The following is a 22,041-nucleotide window of genomic DNA, read 5'->3' as shown; positions in this document are numbered from 1 at the left end:
GTGGTGCAGTGAAAATATGCAGAAAGTACCGAAGGGGCAGTACCAAGGTAGTAACCCACTCCGCACGGCGCGGTTCTAGCATGGGCAACCACGGCCATTGCTCTGGAGGGGATTGACCATGCGTATCGTCAAAGCACTGCTCCTGCCGTTTCTGCTGATCCTGACCCTGATCGGCGTCGACCGGTTCCACAGCCCGCGTCCCGTGTCCACCGATAGCCTTACGACCAAGGGAGTAGGTGGCGACCACCAAAGCAGCATGGGGCCTGTGCGCAGAGCTTTCTAAGATGGCTGCCATAGCCTCTGCCAAGAGGTTTTGCGTGCAATCCAGAGGGCATAACAATGACAACAAAACGCAACGCCTTGCTCGTGACCGGGCTACTGGCCAGTTTGATCAGTGCAGGTTCCGTCTGGGCCCACGGCAATGTGGTGCCACAGGCTGTCGCCACCCAGGGCCTGACCCCGATCAAGGACGCCGGGGTGCAGCTCGATGCCGATGGCTGGGCCGCAGTGAACCCGTATCGCACTGCCCCGGAACACGACAAGGCAGTGGAAATCGGCGCCTCGGCCTATACCCAGAACTGCGCGGCCTGTCATGGCCTGGAAGCCAAGTCCGGCGGTATCGCCCCCGACTTGCGCATGCTCGATGTCGGCGAGGCAGGCGATGAATGGTTCGCCGAACGGGTGCGCCATGGCGCGGTGCGCGACGGTCGGGTGTACATGCCGAAGATGGCCGACTATCTGAGCCAGGAAGCCCTGTGGGCAGTGCGTACCTATCTGGACACTGTGCGCGTCGAGGAGTGACCCATGCGCCTGCTCACGGTGTTGATCAGCGCTCTGTGGCTGTGCTGCCAGGCGGTGCAGGCGCAGGTTCGCAACTACGACGAAATGATCGCCGCCGGGGAGCTGAAGGTGGCGGTCTACAAGGACTTCGCTCCCTACAGCTTCGAAAGCGCCGCAAAGCCCCAGGGGGTCGATGTCGAACTGGCCGAGGCCTTGGCCAAGGCGCTTGGCGTGCGCCTGACGCTGATCTGGGCACCGGCGGGGGAAAAACTAGATGACGATCTGCGCGACTACATCTGGCGTGCCAGTGCCTTGCACAACCAGCAACTGGCCGACCTGATGATGCGCGTGCCCTACGACCGCGACTACGCGCAGAGGCGCAACGAGTTCGGCGAACTGGTCAACGGCCAAGTGGTGATGTTCGGTCCGTACCAGAACGAACAATGGCAGGTGGCCTATGACCGCCGAAGGCTGGACAAGGTTGCCAGTGTCGCGGTGTTCGAGCATCACCCGATTGGTGTCGAAGTCGACAGCGTGCCCTCGTTCTACCTGACCTCGGTGTTCAACGGCATGCTCGCCGGCAAGACCCATCACTATTCGGGCGTGCCACAGGCGTTTGCCGCGATGAAGGCCGGTGAGGTCGACGCGGTGATGGCCATGCGCGGCGAAATTGACTGGCAGGTGCACGAAGCGGCCGACCCGCAGGTGGCGCTGGCAGAAAATGCCTACCCGAACATGGGCAAGCAGCTCTGGGAAATCGGTATGGCGGTGCACGAAAGCAACCGACAACTGGCCTATGCCGTGGAAGAGGCATTGGAAGCGCTTATCCGCGACGGTTCGGTGAAAACCATCTACGGCCATTACGGCCTGCGTTACGACGTGCCCGAGATGTATCAATAAGGAGCTGGCGATGAAATGGCGAGGGAGTTGTCTGTTGGCCTGCTGGTTAAGCCTGGCGGCACAGGCTGGCGCTATCGATCCCGGCAAAGATCCGGTGCCATCGGTGATGTGGGCCTTCTATCATCAGCAGTTTCTGGGCAATGCGCCGTTCGTGTTCGATGAGCGGGTCAAGCTGCTGGCGCCGCCGTTTGCCGAAGATGCCCGGCAGGTGCCGCTGGAAATCGATGCCCGGGCGTTCAATGGCGAGGTGGTGAAAATTCTCGCCTGGGCAGAGCTGAATCCGTTGCCGAAAATCGTCGACTTCCAGCCGCTGAATTCGGTTTTGCCGTGGCTGTCTTTGCGCATTCGCATCGAACAGGCGACGCCCTTGCGCGCGGCGGTGTTGACCCGCGACGGCGTGTGGCATGTCGGCTCGACCCTGATTGACGCCGCAGGTGGCGGTTGCACCGCGCCGAGCGTGGTGCGGACTCAACCGGGCTGGGAGGAGCGCATCGGCGAAGTGCTCGGTGGTCGTTATCCCCGGGACGGGTTCAGCCGTTTGCGTATGCAGGTGGCCCATCCCATGGACAACGGCATGGTCAGCGGCATTCCGGAATTCTTCATCAACCATGCCGAACTGCGCGACCGCAACGAGCAAGTGCTGGCCCGGCTGGAGCTGTTCCCCGCGGTCAGTGAAAACCCCAACCTGGCTTTCGACATCGAAGGGGCAGGGCAAACGCGCCTGCTGCTACGGGACAACAGCGGCAATGAGTTCGATGCGTCGATCCCCTGACCCAAAGGAGCGTGGCATGCGCTGGATCCTGTTGATGGTGTTAAGCATCAGTCTGCCGACCCTGGCCGATCTCGAGTACTCGCTCAAGCCCCGGCGGATCGCCCAGGACACCTGGCTGCTGGAAGGCAGCACCGATAATTTCGCCAAAGCCAATGGCGGCAACATCGTCAACACCGCGTTTATCGTCACTGAACGCGGTGTGGTGGTGATCGACACCGGCCCGTCCAGGCGTTACGGCGAAGCGATGCGCAAGGCCATTGCCGCCACCACCGACAAGCCGGTGATCGAGGTCTTGCTGACCCATCACCACCCGGACCATGTGCTGGGTAATCAAGCCTTCACCGACGTGCCCATCGGCGCCTTGGCCGGCACCAGCGAGCTGTTGCATCAGCAAGGCGATGCCATGGCGGAGAATATGTACCGGATGGTCGGCGACTGGATGCGTGGCACCGAAGTGGTGCTACCTACCCAGGTGCTGACACCCGGCGTGAAAAGTTTTGGGAATCACGATCTGCGCTTGCTGAGCCTGGGTGGGCATACGGGCGCGGATCTGGCTATTCTCGACCAGCAAACCGGCGTGCTGTTTGCCGGGGACCTGGTGTTTTATCAGCGGGCGCTGACAACGCCCAACAGTCCAGGGCTGTCGGTGTGGCTGGCGGACATCGCGACCCTGCGAGGCTTGCCCTGGACACAGGTCGTGCCGGGTCATGGGCCGGTGTCGAGCGATCCACAACCCTTCGAGCAGATGCGCGATTACCTGACCTGGCTTGATCAGCTCATGCGCGACGGCGCGGCCAATGGCAGTGATATGGCCGAGATGATCCGCAGCCCTATCCCCGAACGTTTCGCCGGGATAAACCTGAGCCGATACGAACTGATCCGCAGCGTCAGCCATTTGTACCCGCGTTACGAGCGAGGGCAGATGACCCGGGTCGATTCCGCCGCCGGCAAATGATGCTTTCCTGTAGGAGCGAGCCTGCTCGCGATGGACGTTAACGATAACGCAAACTGCCTGGATGAACGCGGTGGTCTGACGTTTTTCGCGAGCAGGCTCGCTCCTACAGGGGGCCAGTAGCGTTCACAAAATCTCGTGTCCATTTCATCCGACCCTGTACCAAGGAACTAGAAAACTCCACATTGCGGGCAATTGTTGCCAGGGCAGCGGCGCCCAAGAATCTGCACCAGACCGGGAAAATTTTCCGGACATAACAAAAATCCGCAGAGGAAGCCGTCATGACCCAACCCGCACGTCGCCAGCCCTTCGTCTTGAGCCTGCTGCTCAGTGCCATGCTGTTGTCCGGCCAGGCATTGGCCGGGGTTTCCGACCAGGACATTCTCCAGGACCCGAAGAACCCGGAACAGGTCGTGACCAACGGCCTTGGCGTTCAAGGGCAGCGCTACAGCCCGCTGGATATTCTCAACGTCGACAACGTCAAGGAACTGCGCCCGGCCTGGGCGTTTTCTTTCGGTGGAGAAAAACAGCGTGGCCAGCAAGCGCAGCCGATGGTCAAGGACGGCGTGATGTATATGACCGGTTCCTACTCCCGGGTATTCGCCGTGGATGCGCGCACCGGCAAGAAACTCTGGCAATACGATGCGCGCCTGCCCGATGACATCCGCCCTTGCTGCGACGTGATCAACCGTGGTGTCGCGCTGTATGGCGACCTGGTGATTTTCGGCACCCTCGACGCCAAGCTCGTGGCGCTGAACAAGGACACCGGCAAGGTGGTGTGGAGCAAGAAAGTCGCCGACCACAAGGAAGGCTACTCGATCAGCGCCGCGCCGCTGGTGATCAACGGCAAGCTGATTACCGGCGTGGCCGGTGGCGAGTTTGGCGTGGTGGGCAAGATCGAGGCCTACGACCCGAAAAACGGTGATCTGCTGTGGACCCGGCCAACGGTCGAAGGCCATATGGGCTACGTCTACAAGGACGGCAAAGCGGTGGAAAACGGCATCTCCGGCGGCGAGGCGGGCAAGACCTGGCCGGGCGATCTCTGGAAAACCGGTGGCGCGGCCCCTTGGCTTGGCGGTTATTACGACCCCGAAACCAACCTGCTGTTGTTCGGTACCGGGAACCCGGCGCCGTGGAACTCGCACCTGCGCCCTGGCGACAACCTCTACTCCTCCTCGCGCCTGGCGCTCAACCCGGACGACGGCACCATCAAGTGGCACTTCCAGAGCACGCCCCACGATGGTTGGGACTATGATGGCGTGAACGAGTTGGTGTCCTTCAACTACAGCGAAGGTGGCAAGGAGATCAAGGCGGCGGCCACTGCCGACCGTAACGGTTTCTTCTACGTGCTGGACCGCACCAACGGCAAATTCATCCGTGGTTTCCCGTTCGTGGACAAGATCACCTGGGCCACCGGCCTGGATAAGAACGGCCGGCCGATCTACAACGAAGCCAGCCGTCCCGGTGCTCCGGGTTCCGAAGCCAAGGGCAGCTCGGTCTTCGTAGCGCCAGCGTTCCTGGGCGCGAAAAACTGGATGCCGATGGCTTACAACAAAGACACCGGGCTGTTCTATGTGCCGTCCAACGAATGGGGCATGGACATCTGGAACGAAGGCATCGCCTACAAGAAAGGCGCGGCGTTCCTCGGCGCCGGCTTCACCATCAAGCCGTTGAACGAAGACTACATCGGCGTGCTGCGGGCCATCGATCCGAAAACCGGCAAGGAAGTCTGGCGCCACAAGAACTACGCGCCGCTGTGGGGCGGGGTGCTGACCACCAAGGGCAACCTGGTGTTCACCGGCACGCCTGAAGGCTTCCTGCAGGCCTTCAACGCCAAGACCGGCGAAAAGGTCTGGGAATTCCAGACCGGCTCCGGCGTGCTCGGCTCGCCCGTGACCTGGGAAATGGACGGCGAACAGTACGTCTCGGTGCTCTCCGGCTGGGGCGGCGCGGTACCGCTGTGGGGCGGCGAAGTGGCCAAGCGGGTGAAGGACTTCAACCAGGGCGGCATGCTCTGGACCTTCAAGCTGCCCAAGGACCTCGTCGCCAAACATTGATCCACCACAAACCTGTAGGAGCGAGCTCGCTCGCGATGAACCCGAGAACGCCGTGTGGTGTCAGGCTTCCAGCGTTATCGTTGACGACCATCGCGAGCAAGCTCGCTCCTACAGGTGGGCGGTGCAGAAACCTACGACCAAATAACGAGAGCCCCTCCTGCCAACGATGCATTCGTCTGGCACGCGGGGCTCTCTAGTATCGGCTCATCGCCTGTCAGCACGACAGGCTCCGACCCAGACAGAGGCTCACCATGATCTACGCACAACCCGGAACCCCAGGCGCCGTCATTACCTTCAAGCCGCGCTACGGCAACTTCATCGGTGGCGAATTCGTCGCGCCGGTCAATGGCGAGTACTTCACCAATACCTCGCCGGTCAACGGTGAAGTGATTGCCGAATTCCCGCGCTCCAGCGCCGCCGACATCGACAAGGCCCTGGACGCTGCCCATGCCGCTGCCGACGCCTGGGGTAAGACCTCGGCCCAGGACCGCTCCCTGGTGTTGCTGAAAATTGCCGACCGAATCGAGCAGAACCTTGAGGTTCTGGCCGTCACCGAAACCTGGGACAACGGCAAGGCCGTGCGCGAAACCCTCAACGCCGACGTGCCGCTGGCGGCCGACCACTTCCGTTACTTCGCTGGCTGCATCCGTGCCCAGGAAGGCGGGGCTGCCGAGATCAATGAGCTGACCACGGCCTATCACTTCCATGAGCCGCTGGGTGTGGTCGGGCAGATCATTCCGTGGAACTTCCCGCTGTTGATGGCCGCCTGGAAACTCGCCCCGGCCCTGGCCGCCGGCAACTGCATCGTGCTCAAGCCTGCCGAACAAACGCCGCTGTCGATCATGGTCTTCGCCGAGCTCATTGCCGACCTGCTGCCGGCGGGCGTACTGAACATCGTCCAGGGCTTCGGGCGCGAAGCCGGCGAGGCCCTGGCCACCAGCAAGCGCATCGCCAAGATCGCCTTCACCGGCTCGACCCCGGTGGGCGCGCACATCATGCATTGCGCTGCCGAGAACATCATCCCGAGCACCGTCGAACTGGGCGGCAAGTCGCCGAACATTTTCTTCGAAGACATCATGAACGCTGAACCTGCGTTCATCGAAAAAGCCGCCGAAGGCCTGGTGCTGGCATTCTTCAACCAGGGCGAAGTCTGCACCTGCCCGTCCCGGGCGCTGGTGCAGGAGTCGATCTACGAGCCGTTCATGGCCGAGGTGATGAAGAAGATCGTCAAGATCAAGCGCGGAAACCCGCTGGACACCGAGACCATGGTCGGTGCCCAGGCATCCGAGCAGCAGTACGACAAGATCCTCTCGTACCTGACCATTGCCCAGGAGGAGGGCGCCGAGCTGCTCACCGGCGGCGCGGCCGAACGTCTGGAGGGCGACCTGTCCAGCGGTTATTACATCCAGCCGACGCTGCTCAAGGGGCACAACAAGATGCGTGTGTTCCAGGAGGAAATCTTCGGCCCGGTGGTGGGTGTCACCACCTTCAAGGACGAAGCTGAAGCGCTGGCGATTGCCAACGACAGCGAGTTCGGCCTCGGTGCAGGCCTGTGGACCCGCGACATCAACCGGGCCTACCGCATGGGCCGGGCGATCAAGGCCGGGCGGGTGTGGACCAACTGCTACCACCTATACCCGGCGCACGCGGCGTTTGGTGGCTACAAGAAGTCCGGCGTCGGTCGGGAAAACCACAAGATGATGCTCGATCACTATCAGCAGACCAAAAACCTGCTGGTGAGCTACGACATCAATCCGCTCGGGTTCTTCTGATTTCGTACTGATGACAAGCACTCTGTAGGAGCGAGCTTGCTCGCGATGGTCGTCAACGATAACGCGGGAAGCCTGGTGCCCCGTGGCGTTCTCGGGATCATCGCGAGCAAGCTCGCTCCTACAGTATTCGTGTGTACATGACGATCGCACCCCCCTACCAAATCACCCCGCAAACTCCTTCGAAAGTAGCATTCGGGCACTCGGCGCCCCGTGCATTAATGGCTCTACCGGAATCACCCGGGCACAAGAAGAGGAATGACCCATGTGGACTAAACCCGCGTTTACCGATCTGCGCATTGGCTTCGAAGTGACGATGTATTTCGCCAACCGTTGATTGATCACCCGGCCAGCCGATGCGTTGGCCGGGCCTGCCTTCTGGAGCATCCGCCATGCACATCCGCGTTCTCGGTTCCGCCGCTGGCGGTGGTTTCCCGCAGTGGAACTGCAATTGCCGCCAGTGCGCCGGTGTGCGCAATGGCAGCCTGCGGGCCCAGCGCCGTACGCAGTCGTCGATTGCCCTGAGTGACGACGGTGTGGCGTGGGTGCTGTGCAACGCTTCACCGGACATTCGCGCGCAACTCGAGGGTTTTGCGCCGCTGCAACCGGCGCGGCGTCTGCGTGACAGCGCCATCGCCGGTATCGTGCTGCTCGACAGCCAGATCGACCATTGCACCGGTTTGCTCAGCCTGCGCGAAGGCTGTCCGCATGCGGTGTGGTGCACCGAGCGCGTGCATCAGGACCTGAGCAGCGGTTTCCCCTTGTTCAAAATGCTTGAACACTGGAACGGAGGATTGCAATGGCAACCGGTCGGCCTCGATCGCCAGCCGTTCAGCGTCCCGGCCTGCGAGCATTTGCAATTTCGCGCGATTCCCCTGGTGAGCAACGCGCCACCGTATTCGCCCAATCGCGGCAACCCGCAACCGGGCGACACCATTGGCCTGTTCATTGAAGACCTGCGCAACGGTGCCTCGTTGTTCTATGCGCCTGGCCTTGGCCGAATCGACGATGAAGTGCTGGGCTGGATGCAGCGTGCCGATTGCCTGCTGCTGGACGGCACCCTGTGGCGGGACGACGAGATGCGTCTCTGCGAAGTCGGCCAGAGCCTGGGTAGCGAAATGGGGCACCTCCCACAAAGCGGCCCCGGCGGGATGCTTGACGTGCTGGAGGGTTTCAATCGCCAGCGCAAGGTGCTGATACATATCAACAACACCAATCCCATTCTCGATGAAGACTCGGCCGAGCGGGCTTTGCTGGAGCGGCGGGGGATCGAAGTGGCTTATGACGGCATGAGTATTGAGCTGTAGCCAAAGGCCCTATCGCGAGCAAGCTCGCTCCCACAATGGATTTCTGCAGTACATGAAATTTGTGTTCCCACCGCACACCTGTGGGAGCGAGCTTGTTCGCGATAGGGCCAGCGCAGGCACCGCAAAAATTCCCGGAGAACAAAATGACCGAGACGCCGATGTCCCCCCCAGAATTCGAAGCCGCCCTGCGCGCCAAGGGCGCCTACTACCATATCCATCATCCGTTTCACCAAGCCATGTACACCGGACGCGCCAGCCGCGAGCAGATCCAGGGCTGGGTCGCCAATCGCTTCTATTACCAGGTCAACATTCCGCTGAAAGACGCCGCGATCCTGGCCAACTGCCCGGACCGTGACGTGCGCCGGGAGTGGCTGCAACGGATTCTCGACCACGACGGTGTCCCCGGCAGCGAGGGCGGTATCGAAGCCTGGCTGCGCCTGGGCGAAGCCGTGGGGCTGGATCGCGAGCGGATCCTCTCCCAGGAACTGGTGCTGCCCGGGGTGCGTTTCGCGGTGGACGCCTACGTCAATTTCGCCCGTCGCGCCTGCTGGCAGGAAGCGGCCAGCAGTTCGCTGACCGAACTCTTTGCCCCGCAGATCCATCAATCGCGACTCGACGCCTGGCCGACCCATTACCCGTGGATCGACGTCACCGGCTACGACTATTTCCGCACGCGCCTGAGTCAGGCGCGGCGCGATGTCGAGCATGGCTTGCGCATTACTCTGGCGCACTACGTGACGGTCGAGGGGCAACAACGCATGTTGGAGATCCTGCAATTCAAGCTCGACGTGCTGTGGAGCATGCTCGATGCCATGAGCATGGCCTACGAACTTGCACGCCCGCCTTATCACACGGTCACCGGCGACAAAGTCTGGCACCGGGGGATCGCCCTGTGAGTCTGATCAATCGCCAGCAATCACCGGCCTTGCGTCGTGGTTTTCGTCTGCAATGGGAGCCCCGTCAGGATTGCCACGTGCTGCTGTACCCCGAAGGCATGATCAAGCTCAACAGCAGCGCCGGGCAGATTCTCGACCTGGTGGATGGCCAGCGCAGCGTGGCGGCGATCATTGATCGATTGAGCGCGAATTTCCCCGGCGTACCCGGGATCGACGAAGACGTGCTGGCGTTTCTGGAGGTGGCCCATGCGCAATTCTGGATCGAGTGAGACGCTACCTGGACCGCCGTTGTGGCTGCTCGCCGAGCTGACTTACCGCTGTCCGCTGCAGTGCCCCTATTGCTCCAATCCGTTGGACTTTGCTCGACACGGCGAGGAACTGAGCACGGAAGAGTGGATTCGCGTATTCCGCGAAGCGCGGGACATGGGCGCCGCGCAATTGGGCTTTTCCGGTGGCGAGCCGCTGGTACGTCAGGACCTCGCCGAGTTGATCAAGGCCGCGCGAGACATGGGCTACTACACCAATTTGATCACTTCGGGCATCGGCTTGACCGAGCAGAAAGTGCGCGACTTCAAGGTGGCCGGGCTGGACCATATCCAGATCAGCTTCCAGGCCGCCGACGAAGCGGTGAATAACATGCTCGCCGGCTCGCGCAAGGCCTTTGCCCAGAAACTCGCCATGGCCCGCGCGGTGAAAGCCCAGGGCTATCCGATGGTGCTGAACTTCGTCACCCATCGGCACAACATCGACCGGATCGAGCAGATCATCGAGTTGTGCCTGGAGCTGGAAGCGGACTTTGTCGAATTGGCCACGTGTCAGTTCTATGGCTGGGCTGAACTCAACCGCGTCGGCCTGTTGCCCACCCGCGAGCAATTGCAACGGGCCGAGCGCATCACCAACGAGTATCGCCAACGTCTCGAAGCCCAGGGCCACCCGTGCAAGCTGATCTTTGTCACCCCGGACTACTACGAAGAGCGTCCCAAGACCTGCATGAACGGCTGGGCCAACCTGTTTCTTGACATCACCCCCGATGGCACGGCGTTGCCTTGCCACAGCGCCCGGCAATTGCCGGTACAGTTTCCCAACGTGCGCGAGCACAGCCTCTCGCACATCTGGAACGACTCGTTTGGTTTCAACCGTTTTCGCGGCGATGACTGGATGAAGGAGCCGTGCCGCTCCTGCGACGAAAAGCACAAGGACCTGGGCGGTTGCCGGTGCCAGGCGTTCATGCTGACCGGTGACGCCACCAATGCCGACCCGGTGTGCAGCAAGTCGCCGCACCATGGCGTCATTCTCAAGGCCCGCGAAGAAGCCGAGGCGCCAGGGTTGGGGATCGAACACTTGACGCTGCGCAATGCGAAGACTTCGCAGCTGATCTATCGCAGTTAGTCTGGCGACATCAATCTCCTGTGGGAGCGAGCTTGCTCGCGAAGGCGGTGGGACAGTCAACATCAGTTCCAGATCACTTACCCATTGCCTGCCGATACTGCCGGGTGCGCTTGCCAATGTATAACCGGTCAAGAATCAACGCCCACAACGCCGAGACTTCAGGTCGGGTTTTGCGTCCACGGCTCAAGCGATGCAGCTGGAACTTGACCACCGCCATGCTCGCCAGCGCCGCCAGTGGTTTGCGCTTCCAGCGGATCGGCGGCAGTTGCGGATGACTGTCCTGGCCTTCGCGCCAGTGCTTGACCAGCTGTGGTTCCACAGCGAGCGCGGTGCCGATGCCGGCCATGGCAAGGCCGCTGTCGAGGACCTGTTCGACAATTGCCAGACGACGGATCCCGCCGGTCACCATCACCGGCATCCGCGCCACGCTGGCCAGTTCGCCGGCCATTTCCAGAAAGTACGCCTCCCGCGCCAGGGTTCGGCCGTCGCGCGCCTCGCCTTGCATGGCAGGTGCTTCGTAACTGCCACCGGAGAGCTCCAGCAGGTCGATCGGCTGTTCGTTGAGCCACTGGATCACTTGCCGCGCATCATCGGCATCGAAACCACCGCGTTGGAAATCTGCTGAGTTGAGTTTTACCGACACACAAAATTGCGGCGACACTGCTTGGCGAACCGCCTCGACGACGGACAACAGCAGTCGCGCACGATTCTCCAGGGATCCGCCCCATTGATCGGTGCGCCGATTGGTTAGCGGCGAAAGGAACTGGCTGATCAGGTAGCCGTGGGCAGCGTGGATCTGAACGCCGGTAAAACCGGCTTTCTCGGCCAGTGCGGCGCTGGTGGCGAAGCGTCGGATCACCTCCTGGATGTCGTCCGCGCTCATGGGTTTGGGTTCGGCGAACATCTTCGAGAACGGGCCCAGATCCAGCGCAACCGCCGACGGCGCCAGAGCTTGCTGACCAAGGTTGGCCATGGTCTGGCGGCCAGGATGGTTGAGCTGCACCCAGAATTGCGCACCGCCGGCCCGACCGACGCTGGCCCACTGGCGGAAGCGCTCCAGATGGCGCTCGTCTTCCAGCGCTACACCGCCGGGACCGGTCATGGCGCGACGGTCGATCATTACATTGCCGGTCAGCAACAAGCCGGCCCCGCCCTCGGCCCAGGCCTGATAAAGGCGAAGCAGTGCCTTGTCGGGAACTTGATCGGTATTGGCGAGGTTCTCTTCCATCGCGGCTTTGGCAATGCGATTGCCGATGGTCTGGCCGTTGGGCAAATTCAACGCTTGAAAGGGCGACATGCTTGACTCCTCGTAGTGATGAATAGAGGCTAAGCTTAAAGTTAACTTTAATGTCAAGCAGGTAAGTGAGGCCGCAATGAAGATCGGTGAATTGGCGCAGTTGAGCGGGTTGACCGCATCACGGATCCGCTTTTATGAGTCTCAGGGGTTGATCCGCCAGGTCGAGCGCTCTGCCAACGGTTATCGGCGTTACTCGCAACAGGCGCTGCAGACCCTGCAAATCATCCAGTGCGCACAACAGGCCGGTTTCAGCCTGGAAGAACTCAGGCAATTACTGCCGGATAATGTGACGGGCGCGTTCAAGCACGATGAGTTGATGGCGGGCCTGTATCGCAAGATCGAGCAGATCGAAGAGATGCAACGGCACCTGGCCCATAGCAAGGCTCAGTTGCTGGGCTGGATCGACACCCTCCAGGCCCGGCCCGAAGGCATGAGTTGTGATGAAAATGCCGAGCGGGTGATGACGTCATTCAAGCACTAGGTCAGCCAGGGACACGGGAACGGGATTGTGCATCAGCGTACCGGCCCTGCGCGCCCCCGGCTGTGAGCACGTTTCTTGCGAGACTTTTACTGTTGAGCGGGCAAAACAGTTTGAGTGACAGGGTAGGCAAAAGACTCAGTGTTATCGATAGTCGCAAAAACGGTTTGCTTCTCGCCCGGCTTTATGGGAGCTGGAACGTTTCGTGAAGAGCTGATGTATCGGTCTGGCTTCCAGCGGGTTGTATCCAAGCCTATGAGATACGGGATTAAAGTAGCCCCCGTATAAAGTTCTCCAGGTGGAACAGAGAAAATGGTGGTAATGGAGGTTTTAATTGGAAAAAAAATCGCGCCAGGGTAAGTGCCACATAACGGATAGTTCGGAACTCCTTGTGAACATTTTGACGGTGGCTCCTGGCCGACTACCAGTTTGGTGGGCGGTGAACTTACACCCGTTACCACCACCGAAAATTCAATGCCCTTGCCTGGCAGGTTTTGCAGATTCAATTGTGACATCGTGAAGTTACCGTTAGGCAGCGTGGATACCTGCTTCAAAATGACATCATCGCTGTTTTTTGCCGTTACCATGAACGGGCCGGTAGCCGTGGTCCCAACGATAGTGCCGGAGATGGATGTGGCACTTTTTGACAGCGGTGTGGTGATGCAAACTTCAGGGCCATTCTGGCCGATGTACTTTCCGTTGACCAAGCTGCTGCACTCTTCGCTGACCGTGGAAACAGTCGCGTCCGGATCAATATTGCAACCCGTTAAACCCATCCCCAGCGTCGCGCAAAAAAATAAAGTTCTCGCCGTATTCATGTTCGATCCCTTTGGTGTCGATAGTCGATGCGGCGCCAGTATTTCCTTGCCTACTCAGAAGCGTCTACTGTCATAGTTGACAGTGGCTATCAGATTGGTCGGGTTTAAACAGATCTTTTTTCGATGGCACACATCGCTCGATTAGCGATGAGGACGCGCGGCGCAGTAGTTGGGGTAGATAGCTTTATTGATGAAATGTGTAGCGATCCTTCCCGGTGTGTTTTGACTCATACAAGGCTGCATCGGCCTTGATCAGCGCCTGGTTCAGTGTGTCACCTTCGAGCACCCGGGCCAGGCCGATACTGATGGTTACCGGGTGTCGAGTGGGTTGTTCGCGTACCACCCGACACAGGTTACCGGCCAGCGTCTCGACGTCTTCGCGGCGAACCCCGGCCAGGTAAATCGCGAACTCCTCGCCACCTAACCGCGCATATTCGTGGTGGGCCATCACCGACTTGATGTCCTGCGCGATGCGCTTGAGCACCTCATCGCCAATGTCGTGGCCGTAGACGTCGTTAACCTTCTTGAAGTTGTCGATGTCGATCATCGCCAGATAGTGGTCGTTTTCCCGCGTCGCGTTGTTCAACTGCAGGCTTGCGCGGGTCATGAACGAACGGCGATTGGGGATTTCGGTGAGGGTGTCGATGTAGGCCTGGTCCAGCAGCAGCTTGGACATGATGAAGTTGTTGAGCTTGGCCTTGCGCAGCGTCAGGAAGCTGTAGAGGGTCAGGCCGCCGATAAATGTCGTGTAACTGAGGGCCATCACGCCCCCCAGTTCAAACTGTTCGATGCCGGTGTTGTAGAAGGGATTGAGAAACCACCAGGTCACCAACTGCGCGGCAAAGAATGACCAGCGGCTCAGCGGCAATACCGAGGCTGTGAAGAGGGTGGTCGAAGCCGCCAGCAACAGCCAGGCCGGTTGGTGGTCGTTTCCCAGGCCTTCGATGAGCAGCCGCGTGCCGAAGGCAATGGTGAGCACAAACAGCAGGTTGAGTTTCTGGAAGTGCCGGGCGTCGCGGATAAACAGCAGAATGACGACCAGAATCGTGAAGACACCGAAGAACACCAGCGAGCGCCAGGTGAATGGCTGCCCGCCGATGAAACTCAGGATCAGGTCGTAAGCAACCCAGACCACGATGCTGGCAATGTAGATCAGTACGCAAAATGTGTGCAGCCGATCGAATTCATGCTGGAGGAACTCGGCCTTGAGTTCAGTCGGCGCCGATTTTTTCAGCACTTCGTCTTCAATGGTTTTGTACATTGCCGACCTTGCCGTTGTGTTGGTTGTCGAGAATCACCTTGCCCCAGGGTCGGTAGCGCAGAGAGAACACCGATGTCGGGTGGCAACCCGGTGAAGAGGTTTGTGGGGGCATTGGTTCGGCACGGAAGGGTTGTCCGGCAGCGCTGACTTGCCGGAAGGCTTCCCTGACGATGCCGATGGAGCAGGGCAGCGCATTGGCGTAGCCATTGCGAATCAATGGTGGCAAGCGTCCGGTGCCGGCACCGTCTTGCCACCACACCTGGATCCCGAGGTTCGCCAGTTCCCCCAGCCATTGGCCATTTACTTGTGGCGCGAGTTTTCCGACGTTGAATACGCTGATGTGCAATGGCGCGTCGAGCTTGCCGGAAAAGTCCTTGAGCTGGCGTTGCAAACTTTGTCGACGATCAAGCGCCAGAAAGTGCAGGTCATCCAGTTCCATGGGCAGATACCAGCCGCTGACGGGGAGTTTCCAGTCCTTTCGCAGTTTCTGCTGCCGGGCCAGCGACTGCCCCAGTTGCGTCTGCCAGTACGTTGCCAGCCCAGCACTGTCAAGCTCATCGATACGTTGGTAATAGGCCGGGTCCATGTGCAGACCCAGCACCAGTTTCAGGCCTTGGGCCTGAGCCTGTTTCAGGCTGCGGGCAAGCCAGCCGTTGGCACCGCCGAAGTCCGAATCGCCATAGGCCGTCCACTGTACGATCACCGTGTGCACGCCTTGGCGCGCACTGTCCTGCCAGATCCGCTGCCATTGCGCCTGGCTCAGGTTGGCATCGACATTGAGCGGCTGATAGAAAATACGTTCGTCGGCATGGGGCGCTGCGGCGCCCAGCAACAGGCACAAAGCCAAAAGAAGTCGCTTCATCAGAAATTCAACTCCACGCCCACCAGCACGCCGTTGCCGCCCTCATACAGATTGCCGCCCAACGCTTGTTGATACTCAGTGCGCACCGTCAAGTGCGCGCGATAGGCGTTGTAGACATCGTCGTCGAACCACCATTGCCAACGCAGGCCCAGACCGGTCCGCAGATCCTGGCGCCAGTCATTGCTCGGGTCCTGGGTAGCGAATTCGAGAAAGCCGTACGGCATGATCGTTTGAGCGCCGTTGAACGGAAGTTTCCAGGTGTGCCCTTGCTGGAAGCGCGACAACCATTGATGGTCGCCGGCCTTGGTCCACCACGCTGCGTCGAGGTAGAGGAAGCGCTCCTCCCAGTCGCTTTCATCGACCCGCCAATCGTTGCGGAATCGACCCTGATCAAGGAACGATGCGGTTGTCCGCAGCAGGTAGTCGGTGGTGGTGTGGCCATCATTGCGGTGATCCTCGGCCTGATCGGACACCTTGTCGGGGACCAGCATCTGGCCGAGGCTCAGGCCATGGTTGTCCTGGTCATCGAACTGGCTTTGTTTGTAGATCTCGCCATAGAAGTTGATGTTGGCGGTGCCCCAGGGCTTGTAGCGCAGGCCGACGCCGGTACCCAGGGATTCGGCATAGCTCGACCGGCCCATGCCGCCAAGCAGCACGCGGCCATAGACCGACAGCGTGCTGCCGGCGCGGCTGGGTTCATCGCCCAGTGCGTGGTCCCACATGGCCAGTTGCACGTTCTGTGAACTGGAGCGTCGCTGTGTGCCGGTACTGTCGTCGGGACGCAGGATGTCGTTGGTCGATATCCCGGCCGGTGACCAGGTACTGGCGATGGTGACTGTGTCGCGACGGGACAGGCTTTCGTGGGCGCGACGCTGGCGATAGCGCCGCGCTTCCATGCTACCGTCCTCGTCATCGGCGGCCACCGGATTCTGCTCCAGATCGATCACCCGGCGCAGTTCCTTGCGCGCCGAAGCGCTGTCTTCGACCTCGTCATAACGCCAAGCCAGGGTTTCGCCAAGGCGATAGTCTTCCGGGAAATCCTGGGTGGCGCGTTGCAGATACGGGATGGAACCGGCGCGTGCTGCTTTGGTCTCGGCACCGGCCAGGCGCACTCCGTAGTCGGCCCGATAACGGGGATTGTTCGGTTCGCGGCGCGTCGCTTCGGCGAGCCATTCGGTACTTTGTTGCAGTTCGCCGGCCTTTTGCGCCGTGACCGAGGCCGCATAGTAATGCTCGGCATCCGGTACCAGCTGCAGGGCGGAACGCTGGCGTTGCAGCGCGAGGGTATGATCGCCCTGGGCATCTGCAATCGCCGCGCCCAACGTCCACTCATTGGCACCACGGGTGCGGCTTAGTTGCCAGTAGCGTTCAGCTGTTTGCGTGTCGCCGATATTCAGGGCGCCGCGGCTGGCGGTGAGGCGGGCATTGTCGCTGAGTTCGGCATCTGGAATGCTGCGCCAGATGGCCAGGGCACCGGCCGAGTCTCCGGCAGCCTCCAGGGCGTAGGCGAGTGGCAGGCGAGTGTTCTGGTCACCCATTCTTTCGGCGGTCTGGTAATACACCACTGCTTCGCCGGGGCGCTCGGGCATTGCACAACGTCCGAGGGCGCGGTAGTCGCCCGCGGCTTGAGGGTGATCACCGATGGCCTGTTGAACCGCACCGCACTGGCCGTTTTCCGCCAGTTGCGCCAGCAGTTGCCCGCGAGTGGCGGGGTCGACGCGGTTGAGCAGCGAAACAACGCGTTGCTGTTGTGCCGCGGTCGGTGTCGACGCGGCATACAGCCCCGCCAACCTTTGCAGCAGGGGGGGCGGCAGCTTGCCGCCGTGGCGGTCGAAGGCACTCTCGAGCAATTGCTGCGCATGTTCCTGCTGGCCGGCTTTCAACGCCAGGTAGGTCGCCTGGTTGAGCGAGTCGAGGTTGCCGGTTTGCTGGTAATGCCGCTCCCAGAAGGCCGCCGCTTCGGTATTGTGATCCGATGCCTGGAGCAGTTCAGCACGGCGTTTGACCACGTCGGCGGTCTGGGGCTGGCTGGCGAGGTAGGCCATGACTTTGTCGCTGCGACCTTCATCCTGCCAGACGTCGAGCAGGTGTTCGCGGCGTCGCGTGTCCCAGGGCTCCGGCAGACGGGTCGTTTGCAGCAGGTCGGTGGCTTGCAGACGCTGGGCGAGGACCAGCCAGGCTTGCGGATTATCAATGGGTTGGCAACTTTTCAACTGACTCAGCGCCGCTTGCGGATCACGACGCGACAGCCAGTCGGCGGTCTCAAGGCACGGCCGCTGTAGCTCGGCGCTCAAGCGTTGCACCGTGGCGCTGTCGCCGGTTTGCCGGGCCAGTTCCCACAGACGTTGGCGTTGCGCCGGATCGGCAAGATCGGCAGGCGGTAGCGATTGCAACCAGCGCTGCGCCTGCTGGGCCTGGCCCATGGCAATCGCCCGGTCGACCATGGCCAGCCGGGTTTTGCGCGCGGCTTCCGGGCTTGGCGCTGTTTGCAGCAGTTGCTGCAAGGGTTGCTCGTCGAGGCGTTGCACGTAGGCGTTGGCCAGGCGTTGCCAGCTTTGGGCATCGAGTTGTTGGTTAGCGGCCAGTGGCGCCAGTTCCTTGATGGTGCCATCCCAATCGCGCAGTTGCTCGGACCAGTTGGCCCGGGCCTGTTGCAGCGCTTGCTCGTCACCCTTGGGTGGCAGTTGCGCCAGCCAGTCATGGGCCGAGGCAGCGCCGCCGCGCTTGGCCAGGCTCGCGCTGTAGGCTTGCCATAGTTGCACGCGGTGGTCAGGATTGCTGGAGGCTATCCACTGCTCCACCTGTTTTCTGTCCGGCGGATCCTGTTCGATCCAGGCCAGGCGCAGGTTGAGCAGGGTGTCGCTGTTGGCCGGGCTATCCGGTAGCGTTTGCACGGCCTCTTCGTAGCGTTGCTGCTTGACAAGCGATTGCACCAGTAACGCCCGCGCTTCATCGTTTTGCGGCACGTTACTCAGCAGGTGACGCATCAACCGTTCGACTTCCTTCCAGTTGCCGTTTTTCGCTTCGCGGTAACTGCGGTCCATATAGGGGTAACTGCGGAACTGATCGAAATCGGTCAAGGGTTCGGCTTGCACCCACGTCGTCGTGTTCAGGCAGAGCAACAGGCTACCGGCCACCAACGTGTGACGATGGACAGGCTTCATGCGGCCTCCCGGGCAATGCAGTACGCTGCGTGCTGCTCGCTCGTCTGATCGACCAGGGCCTGTTCGAGGATTTCCTGTGTGATCATGCCGCGTTCAATCAAGTGTTCACCGAGAGACATTTTTTCCGCATCGAAATCGATCAGCGCCTGATTGAACAGGGTTGGCGGCACCATGCCGCGTACTTGCAACAGATTGCCCAGCAACACTTGGTGATGGCTGACGCGCTCAATCAGGTCTTCGTCGTCCTGATTTTGCTCAAGCACCTCAAGCATCTGATGTACTTCCTCGCTCTGACGAGGACTGGCGTACCAGTAGCGGATCCCCAGCGTCACCCGGCCTTGTGGTGCAAGTCGGCAACGCACCGGGCGTTTCAGTTGACGGCTGATGGCGCCCAGGGACACCTGGCTCACCGGACCTTCGGAGGCCAGCACCAGGGTTTCGTTCTCCTCGGCGACCGGTAACACGCCGTAGTGTGTAGCGATTTTGCGCGGCACGGCGTCGATCAGGCGTTTGTCGAGCTTGAACGGATTGAGTGGCGCCCATTCCAGGTCCAGTTGTTCGGCCAGGGCCTGCACCAGTTGCGTGGTGTCGATGTGCCCGCGCAGCAACAGTTCCTGCCCCAGGCGCCGACGTACCGGGTTGGTGATCGCGGCTTCGAGTTGATCTTCAGACAGCAGGCCTTTTTCCACCAGGCGATGGCCCAGCGGGGTGCGCTGGGCTTCAGCCAGGGCCGGAAACTCATGGGTGGTCTTGTCCCAGGCGACGCGACGCGAATCGCCCATTTCCATCACCTGGCGCAACGCCCGAAGGTTGGCGAAAAAATTGACGAAATTGCTCCACATCATCCGGGGTGCCGACAGCAGTCCTTCGCCGAGTCCGTAAAAACGGGTGACAAACCAACCACGCTGGAATAGCCGGTTGAGCAGCATGAAGCCATTGAGCCACAGCAGGCCCACCAACAACGTGCTGTCAGAGAGGATCGACGGGAACCGCCAGGCGCTCGGCGCGATCACGGTGACCAGCCACATCGCCAGTAACACCACCAGCAGTATGTTCACCAGGAAGCTCAACAGGTATGCGATCAGGCCACGGCGGTCGCGCCACAGGAAATAATTGAGCAGGCCTTTGCTGCTCCAGCCCAGATTCTTGGTGCCCTGAAACACGATGCCGACGATCCAGCGCGACTTCTGCCGGATCGCGTACTGCAAGTCCCGGGGAAAGTGCTCGCGCACACAGATCACCTGGGAAAAGGCGCGGTCCATGCCGAACACCCATGGTTGTTCCAGTGCCAGTTTCGGGTCGGTCACCGAATAGCGGGCAAAGATGCACTTCATGCCTTTTTGCTTGAGGCGAAAACCGATGTCGTAGTCTTCGGTGAGGCTCTGCACGTCGAAGGCGATACCGTCACCGTCTTCGAGCAGGGCACTGATGGCCTTACGGCTGAAACAGGTGCCGACCCCAGCGCTGGGCACTTGCCCGGTCAGTGCTTCACGCACGATGACGTCCTTGCCATGGTTCTCGGCGAACTCGTCGACATAGTGCCCGGCAGTGAAGCCATGCCATTGCGGCGCGTAGGGATAGACCGGAATCTGGATCAGGTCCTTGGCCGGCAGCAGGTAGTTGAACAGGCGCAACTCCATGGGTGAAATCACGTCCTCGGCATCGTGCAGGATGAAGCCGGCGAACTGGATCTTTGCATCGTTTTCAAAGCGCAGGATGGCGTCGATCACGTTGTTCAGGCAGTCAGCCTTGCTGGTAGGGCCGGGACGGGCGCACACCACTTTGTGCACGTTGGGATAATGCAGGCACACCGCATCGACGTCGGCCTGGGTCTCGGCGTCGTTGGGGTAGGTGCCGACGAAAATCTGATAGTTCTCGTAGTCGATGGTTGAGGCCGCCAGGCGCGCCATTTCACCGACCACGCCGACTTCGTTCCACGCCGGAACCATGATTGCCAGGGGTTTTTCGCCGATGGAATACAGCCGTTGCTCATCGGCGCGGTCAAATTTTTCATAGATCCGCCAGCGCCGGATCAACTTGCGGGTCCAGTACACCAGGTCGATGAACAGGTCATCGAGGCCGAGTATGAACATCAGCAGGGCCAGGGTAATCGCGAGGTATTTGAGACCGAACAACACATAGGCAAAGAAGTCGACAAACACCAGGCTCATACGGCTTTACCCGCCGTGCGGTGTTTGAGCCACATGCCGAGGCGATTGGCGATCCGTTCGCTGGCGTGTCCGTCGCCAAAGGGGCTATGGACCCGGCTCATTCGCTCGAAGGTGGCTTCATCATCGAACAACAGGCTCGATTTCCTGACGATGCGGTCGGTGTCGGTGCCCACCAGCACCACGGTTCCGCCTTCGAGTGCCGATGGCCGCTCCGTGACATCGCGCAGCACCAGAAGCGGCTTGCCAATGGCCGGTGCTTCCTCCTGGATGCCACCGGAATCGGTGAGAATGAAATAGGCGCGGTCCATCAGCCAGACGAAATGCTGGTAATCCTGCGGCGCCACCAGATAGATATTGGGTTTGTCCGAGAGGAGGCTGTAGACCGCCGTTTGCACCTGCGGATTGAGGTGCACCGGGTAGACGAATTGCGCATCGGGATAACGTTCGGCAAGGGTGGCAAGAGCCAGGCAGATGTTGCGAAAACCGCCGCCGAAATTCTCTCGGCGATGCCCGGTGATCAGCACCATGCGCCTGTTGTCATCGAGCACCGCCAGCGGCGAGTCGGCGGCCGGGTGCCAGTGGATTTCCTGTTGGTGTCTGCGCATCCATATCAGCGCATCGATCACCGTGTTACCGGTGACCTCGATGTTGGCCTTGGACACACCTTCGCGCAGCAGGTTGTCCTGGTTGATGGTGGTCGGCGCGAAATGCAGGTCGGCGATGACACCGGTCAGGTGCCGGTTGGCTTCCTCCGGCCAGGGTGCGCGCAAGTTACCGGTACGCAAACCTGCCTCGACGTGGCCGATGGGTATCTGGCGATTGAACGCGGCGAGGGCGGCAATGAAGCTGGTGGTGGTGTCGCCGTGTACCAGCACGATATCCGGATGCACCCGCTCGTAGGCTTTGTCGAGATGCCCCAGCAATTGCTCGGAGAGACTGTTGAGGGTCTGGCCCCGAGTCATCACCTGCAAGTCTTCATCGACCGTCAGTTCGAACGAGTCGAGGACCTGCTTGAGCATTTCCCGGTGCTGGCCAGTGGAGCAGATGTTCAGGGTTAAACCAGGCCAATTGCGCAGGACCCGTGCCAGGGGAGCCATCTTGATGGCCTCCGGACGCGTACCGAAAACCATCATGACTTTAAATGACATCAACCCTCCTGGGACCGCGC

The 22,041-nt window shown here is 60.7% G+C and carries 20 protein-coding genes; 13 read left to right on the top strand and 7 right to left on the bottom strand.

Features of this window, described 5'->3' with window-relative positions:
* The first annotated feature begins 118 nt into the window (after nucleotides 1–118).
* The 12 genes from AC3WTM_RS08675 (at nucleotide 119) to pqqE (ending at nucleotide 10,822) form a co-directional block, all read left to right on the top strand.
* Nucleotides 119–283 (top strand): hypothetical protein, encoded by a 165-nt coding sequence (locus tag AC3WTM_RS08675; protein ID WP_173677957.1) that lies wholly within the window; start codon nucleotides 119–121, stop codon nucleotides 281–283.
* Nucleotides 284–339: 56 nt separating this feature from the next.
* Nucleotides 340–801, top strand: a complete 462-nt coding sequence (pedF, locus tag AC3WTM_RS08670; protein WP_057715198.1) for a cytochrome c-550 PedF — start codon at nucleotides 340–342, stop codon at nucleotides 799–801.
* Nucleotides 802–804: 3 nt separating this feature from the next.
* Complete coding sequence (locus tag AC3WTM_RS08665; protein WP_102671470.1) at nucleotides 805–1,680, top strand: substrate-binding periplasmic protein; 876 nt, start codon at nucleotides 805–807, stop codon at nucleotides 1,678–1,680.
* Between the two features lie 10 nt (nucleotides 1,681–1,690).
* Nucleotides 1,691–2,452: a quinoprotein dehydrogenase-associated SoxYZ-like carrier gene (locus tag AC3WTM_RS08660; RefSeq protein WP_102671471.1), complete on the top strand. Its 762-nt coding sequence runs from the start codon at nucleotides 1,691–1,693 to the stop codon at nucleotides 2,450–2,452.
* A gap of 16 nt (nucleotides 2,453–2,468) precedes the next feature.
* The gene (locus AC3WTM_RS08655) at nucleotides 2,469–3,407 is read left to right on the top strand and encodes a quinoprotein relay system zinc metallohydrolase 1 (RefSeq protein WP_102671472.1); all 939 of its coding nucleotides are present in this window, start codon (nucleotides 2,469–2,471) and stop codon (nucleotides 3,405–3,407) included.
* Between the two features lie 278 nt (nucleotides 3,408–3,685).
* A complete protein-coding gene (locus AC3WTM_RS08650; RefSeq protein WP_102671474.1) occupies nucleotides 3,686–5,461 on the top strand; it encodes a PQQ-dependent methanol/ethanol family dehydrogenase in 1,776 nt (591 codons plus the stop codon).
* A gap of 251 nt (nucleotides 5,462–5,712) precedes the next feature.
* The gene (gene exaC / locus AC3WTM_RS08645; RefSeq protein WP_102671475.1) at nucleotides 5,713–7,233 is read left to right on the top strand and encodes an acetaldehyde dehydrogenase ExaC; all 1,521 of its coding nucleotides are present in this window, start codon (nucleotides 5,713–5,715) and stop codon (nucleotides 7,231–7,233) included.
* A 262-nt stretch (nucleotides 7,234–7,495) separates the two neighbouring features.
* Nucleotides 7,496–7,567, top strand: a complete 72-nt coding sequence (gene pqqA, locus AC3WTM_RS08640) for a pyrroloquinoline quinone precursor peptide PqqA (RefSeq protein WP_003253598.1) — start codon at nucleotides 7,496–7,498, stop codon at nucleotides 7,565–7,567.
* 55 nt (nucleotides 7,568–7,622) lie between these two features.
* Nucleotides 7,623–8,537 (top strand): pyrroloquinoline quinone biosynthesis protein PqqB, encoded by a 915-nt coding sequence (pqqB, locus tag AC3WTM_RS08635; protein WP_102671476.1) that lies wholly within the window; start codon nucleotides 7,623–7,625, stop codon nucleotides 8,535–8,537.
* A 143-nt stretch (nucleotides 8,538–8,680) separates the two neighbouring features.
* On the top strand, nucleotides 8,681–9,433 hold the full coding sequence (gene pqqC, locus AC3WTM_RS08630; RefSeq protein WP_102671477.1) for a pyrroloquinoline-quinone synthase PqqC: 753 nt from the start codon (nucleotides 8,681–8,683) through the stop codon (nucleotides 9,431–9,433).
* Complete coding sequence (pqqD, locus tag AC3WTM_RS08625) at nucleotides 9,430–9,702, top strand: pyrroloquinoline quinone biosynthesis peptide chaperone PqqD (RefSeq protein WP_057715190.1); 273 nt, start codon at nucleotides 9,430–9,432, stop codon at nucleotides 9,700–9,702. Before pqqC ends, pqqD begins: the two co-directional genes overlap by 4 nt.
* Entirely contained in the window at nucleotides 9,680–10,822 is a 1,143-nt protein-coding gene (gene pqqE, locus AC3WTM_RS08620; protein ID WP_102671478.1) for a pyrroloquinoline quinone biosynthesis protein PqqE, read from the top strand. Before pqqD ends, pqqE begins: the two co-directional genes overlap by 23 nt.
* Before the next feature lie 73 nt (nucleotides 10,823–10,895).
* On the opposite strand, the gene AC3WTM_RS08615 is transcribed toward pqqE, so the two are convergent.
* A complete protein-coding gene (locus tag AC3WTM_RS08615; protein WP_102671479.1) occupies nucleotides 10,896–12,119 on the bottom strand; it encodes an NADH:flavin oxidoreductase/NADH oxidase family protein in 1,224 nt (407 codons plus the stop codon).
* Between the two features lie 76 nt (nucleotides 12,120–12,195).
* On the opposite strand from AC3WTM_RS08615, the gene AC3WTM_RS08610 reads away from it, so the two are divergent.
* Complete coding sequence (locus AC3WTM_RS08610; protein ID WP_102671480.1) at nucleotides 12,196–12,600, top strand: MerR family transcriptional regulator; 405 nt, start codon at nucleotides 12,196–12,198, stop codon at nucleotides 12,598–12,600.
* Nucleotides 12,601–12,686: 86 nt separating this feature from the next.
* Here AC3WTM_RS08610 and AC3WTM_RS08605 read toward each other — a convergent pair whose 3' ends face one another.
* The 6 genes from AC3WTM_RS08605 to wecB form a co-directional block, all read right to left on the bottom strand.
* Nucleotides 12,687–13,415 (bottom strand): hypothetical protein, encoded by a 729-nt coding sequence (locus AC3WTM_RS08605; protein WP_102671481.1) that lies wholly within the window; start codon nucleotides 13,413–13,415, stop codon nucleotides 12,687–12,689.
* 184 nt (nucleotides 13,416–13,599) lie between these two features.
* On the bottom strand, nucleotides 13,600–14,676 hold the full coding sequence (locus AC3WTM_RS08600; RefSeq protein WP_102671482.1) for a GGDEF domain-containing protein: 1,077 nt from the start codon (nucleotides 14,674–14,676) through the stop codon (nucleotides 13,600–13,602).
* On the bottom strand, nucleotides 14,660–15,538 hold the full coding sequence (locus AC3WTM_RS08595) for a DUF4434 family protein (RefSeq protein WP_102671483.1): 879 nt from the start codon (nucleotides 15,536–15,538) through the stop codon (nucleotides 14,660–14,662). The genes AC3WTM_RS08600 and AC3WTM_RS08595 overlap by 17 nt, the downstream gene beginning before the upstream one ends.
* Entirely contained in the window at nucleotides 15,538–18,702 is a 3,165-nt protein-coding gene (locus AC3WTM_RS08590) for an NfrA family protein (protein WP_102671484.1), read from the bottom strand. Before AC3WTM_RS08590 ends, AC3WTM_RS08595 begins: the two co-directional genes overlap by 1 nt.
* Complete coding sequence (nfrB, locus tag AC3WTM_RS08585) at nucleotides 18,699–20,873, bottom strand: cyclic di-3',5'-guanylate-activated glycosyltransferase NfrB (protein WP_102671485.1); 2,175 nt, start codon at nucleotides 20,871–20,873, stop codon at nucleotides 18,699–18,701. Before nfrB ends, AC3WTM_RS08590 begins: the two co-directional genes overlap by 4 nt.
* Entirely contained in the window at nucleotides 20,870–22,021 is a 1,152-nt protein-coding gene (wecB, locus tag AC3WTM_RS08580) for a non-hydrolyzing UDP-N-acetylglucosamine 2-epimerase (RefSeq protein WP_102671486.1), read from the bottom strand. The genes nfrB and wecB overlap by 4 nt, the downstream gene beginning before the upstream one ends.
* Nucleotides 22,022–22,041: the final 20 nt, after the last annotated feature.

Source organism: Pseudomonas sp. EU05-FHT14B02 (genome assembly GCF_058791055.1).
The sequence above is the reverse complement of the archived record's forward strand: the minus strand, read 5'-3'. Positions and strand labels throughout refer to the sequence as shown.

Excerpts from the sequence above, each read along its gene's own strand:
- AC3WTM_RS08665 (WP_102671470.1), top strand. The coding sequence starts at position 805 with ATGCGCCTGCTCACGGTGTTGATCAGCGCTCTGTGGCTGTGCTGCCAG.
- AC3WTM_RS08675 (WP_173677957.1), top strand. The coding sequence starts at position 119 with ATGCGTATCGTCAAAGCACTGCTCCTGCCGTTTCTGCTGATCCTGACC.
- exaC (WP_102671475.1), top strand. The coding sequence starts at position 5,713 with ATGATCTACGCACAACCCGGAACCCCAGGCGCCGTCATTACCTTCAAG.
- AC3WTM_RS08615 (WP_102671479.1), bottom strand. The coding sequence starts at position 12,119 with ATGTCGCCCTTTCAAGCGTTGAATTTGCCCAACGGCCAGACCATCGGC.
- AC3WTM_RS08650 (WP_102671474.1), top strand. The coding sequence starts at position 3,686 with ATGACCCAACCCGCACGTCGCCAGCCCTTCGTCTTGAGCCTGCTGCTC.
- pqqE (WP_102671478.1), top strand. The coding sequence starts at position 9,680 with ATGCGCAATTCTGGATCGAGTGAGACGCTACCTGGACCGCCGTTGTGG.
- AC3WTM_RS08655 (WP_102671472.1), top strand. The coding sequence starts at position 2,469 with ATGCGCTGGATCCTGTTGATGGTGTTAAGCATCAGTCTGCCGACCCTG.
- AC3WTM_RS08595 (WP_102671483.1), bottom strand. The coding sequence starts at position 15,538 with ATGAAGCGACTTCTTTTGGCTTTGTGCCTGTTGCTGGGCGCCGCAGCG.
- AC3WTM_RS08605 (WP_102671481.1), bottom strand. The coding sequence starts at position 13,415 with ATGAATACGGCGAGAACTTTATTTTTTTGCGCGACGCTGGGGATGGGT.
- pedF (WP_057715198.1), top strand. The coding sequence starts at position 340 with ATGACAACAAAACGCAACGCCTTGCTCGTGACCGGGCTACTGGCCAGT.
- AC3WTM_RS08660 (WP_102671471.1), top strand. The coding sequence starts at position 1,691 with ATGAAATGGCGAGGGAGTTGTCTGTTGGCCTGCTGGTTAAGCCTGGCG.
- nfrB (WP_102671485.1), bottom strand. The coding sequence starts at position 20,873 with ATGAGCCTGGTGTTTGTCGACTTCTTTGCCTATGTGTTGTTCGGTCTC.
- pqqB (WP_102671476.1), top strand. The coding sequence starts at position 7,623 with ATGCACATCCGCGTTCTCGGTTCCGCCGCTGGCGGTGGTTTCCCGCAG.
- pqqC (WP_102671477.1), top strand. The coding sequence starts at position 8,681 with ATGACCGAGACGCCGATGTCCCCCCCAGAATTCGAAGCCGCCCTGCGC.
- wecB (WP_102671486.1), bottom strand. The coding sequence starts at position 22,021 with ATGTCATTTAAAGTCATGATGGTTTTCGGTACGCGTCCGGAGGCCATC.
- AC3WTM_RS08610 (WP_102671480.1), top strand. The coding sequence starts at position 12,196 with ATGAAGATCGGTGAATTGGCGCAGTTGAGCGGGTTGACCGCATCACGG.
- AC3WTM_RS08590 (WP_102671484.1), bottom strand. The coding sequence starts at position 18,702 with ATGAAGCCTGTCCATCGTCACACGTTGGTGGCCGGTAGCCTGTTGCTC.
- AC3WTM_RS08600 (WP_102671482.1), bottom strand. The coding sequence starts at position 14,676 with ATGTACAAAACCATTGAAGACGAAGTGCTGAAAAAATCGGCGCCGACT.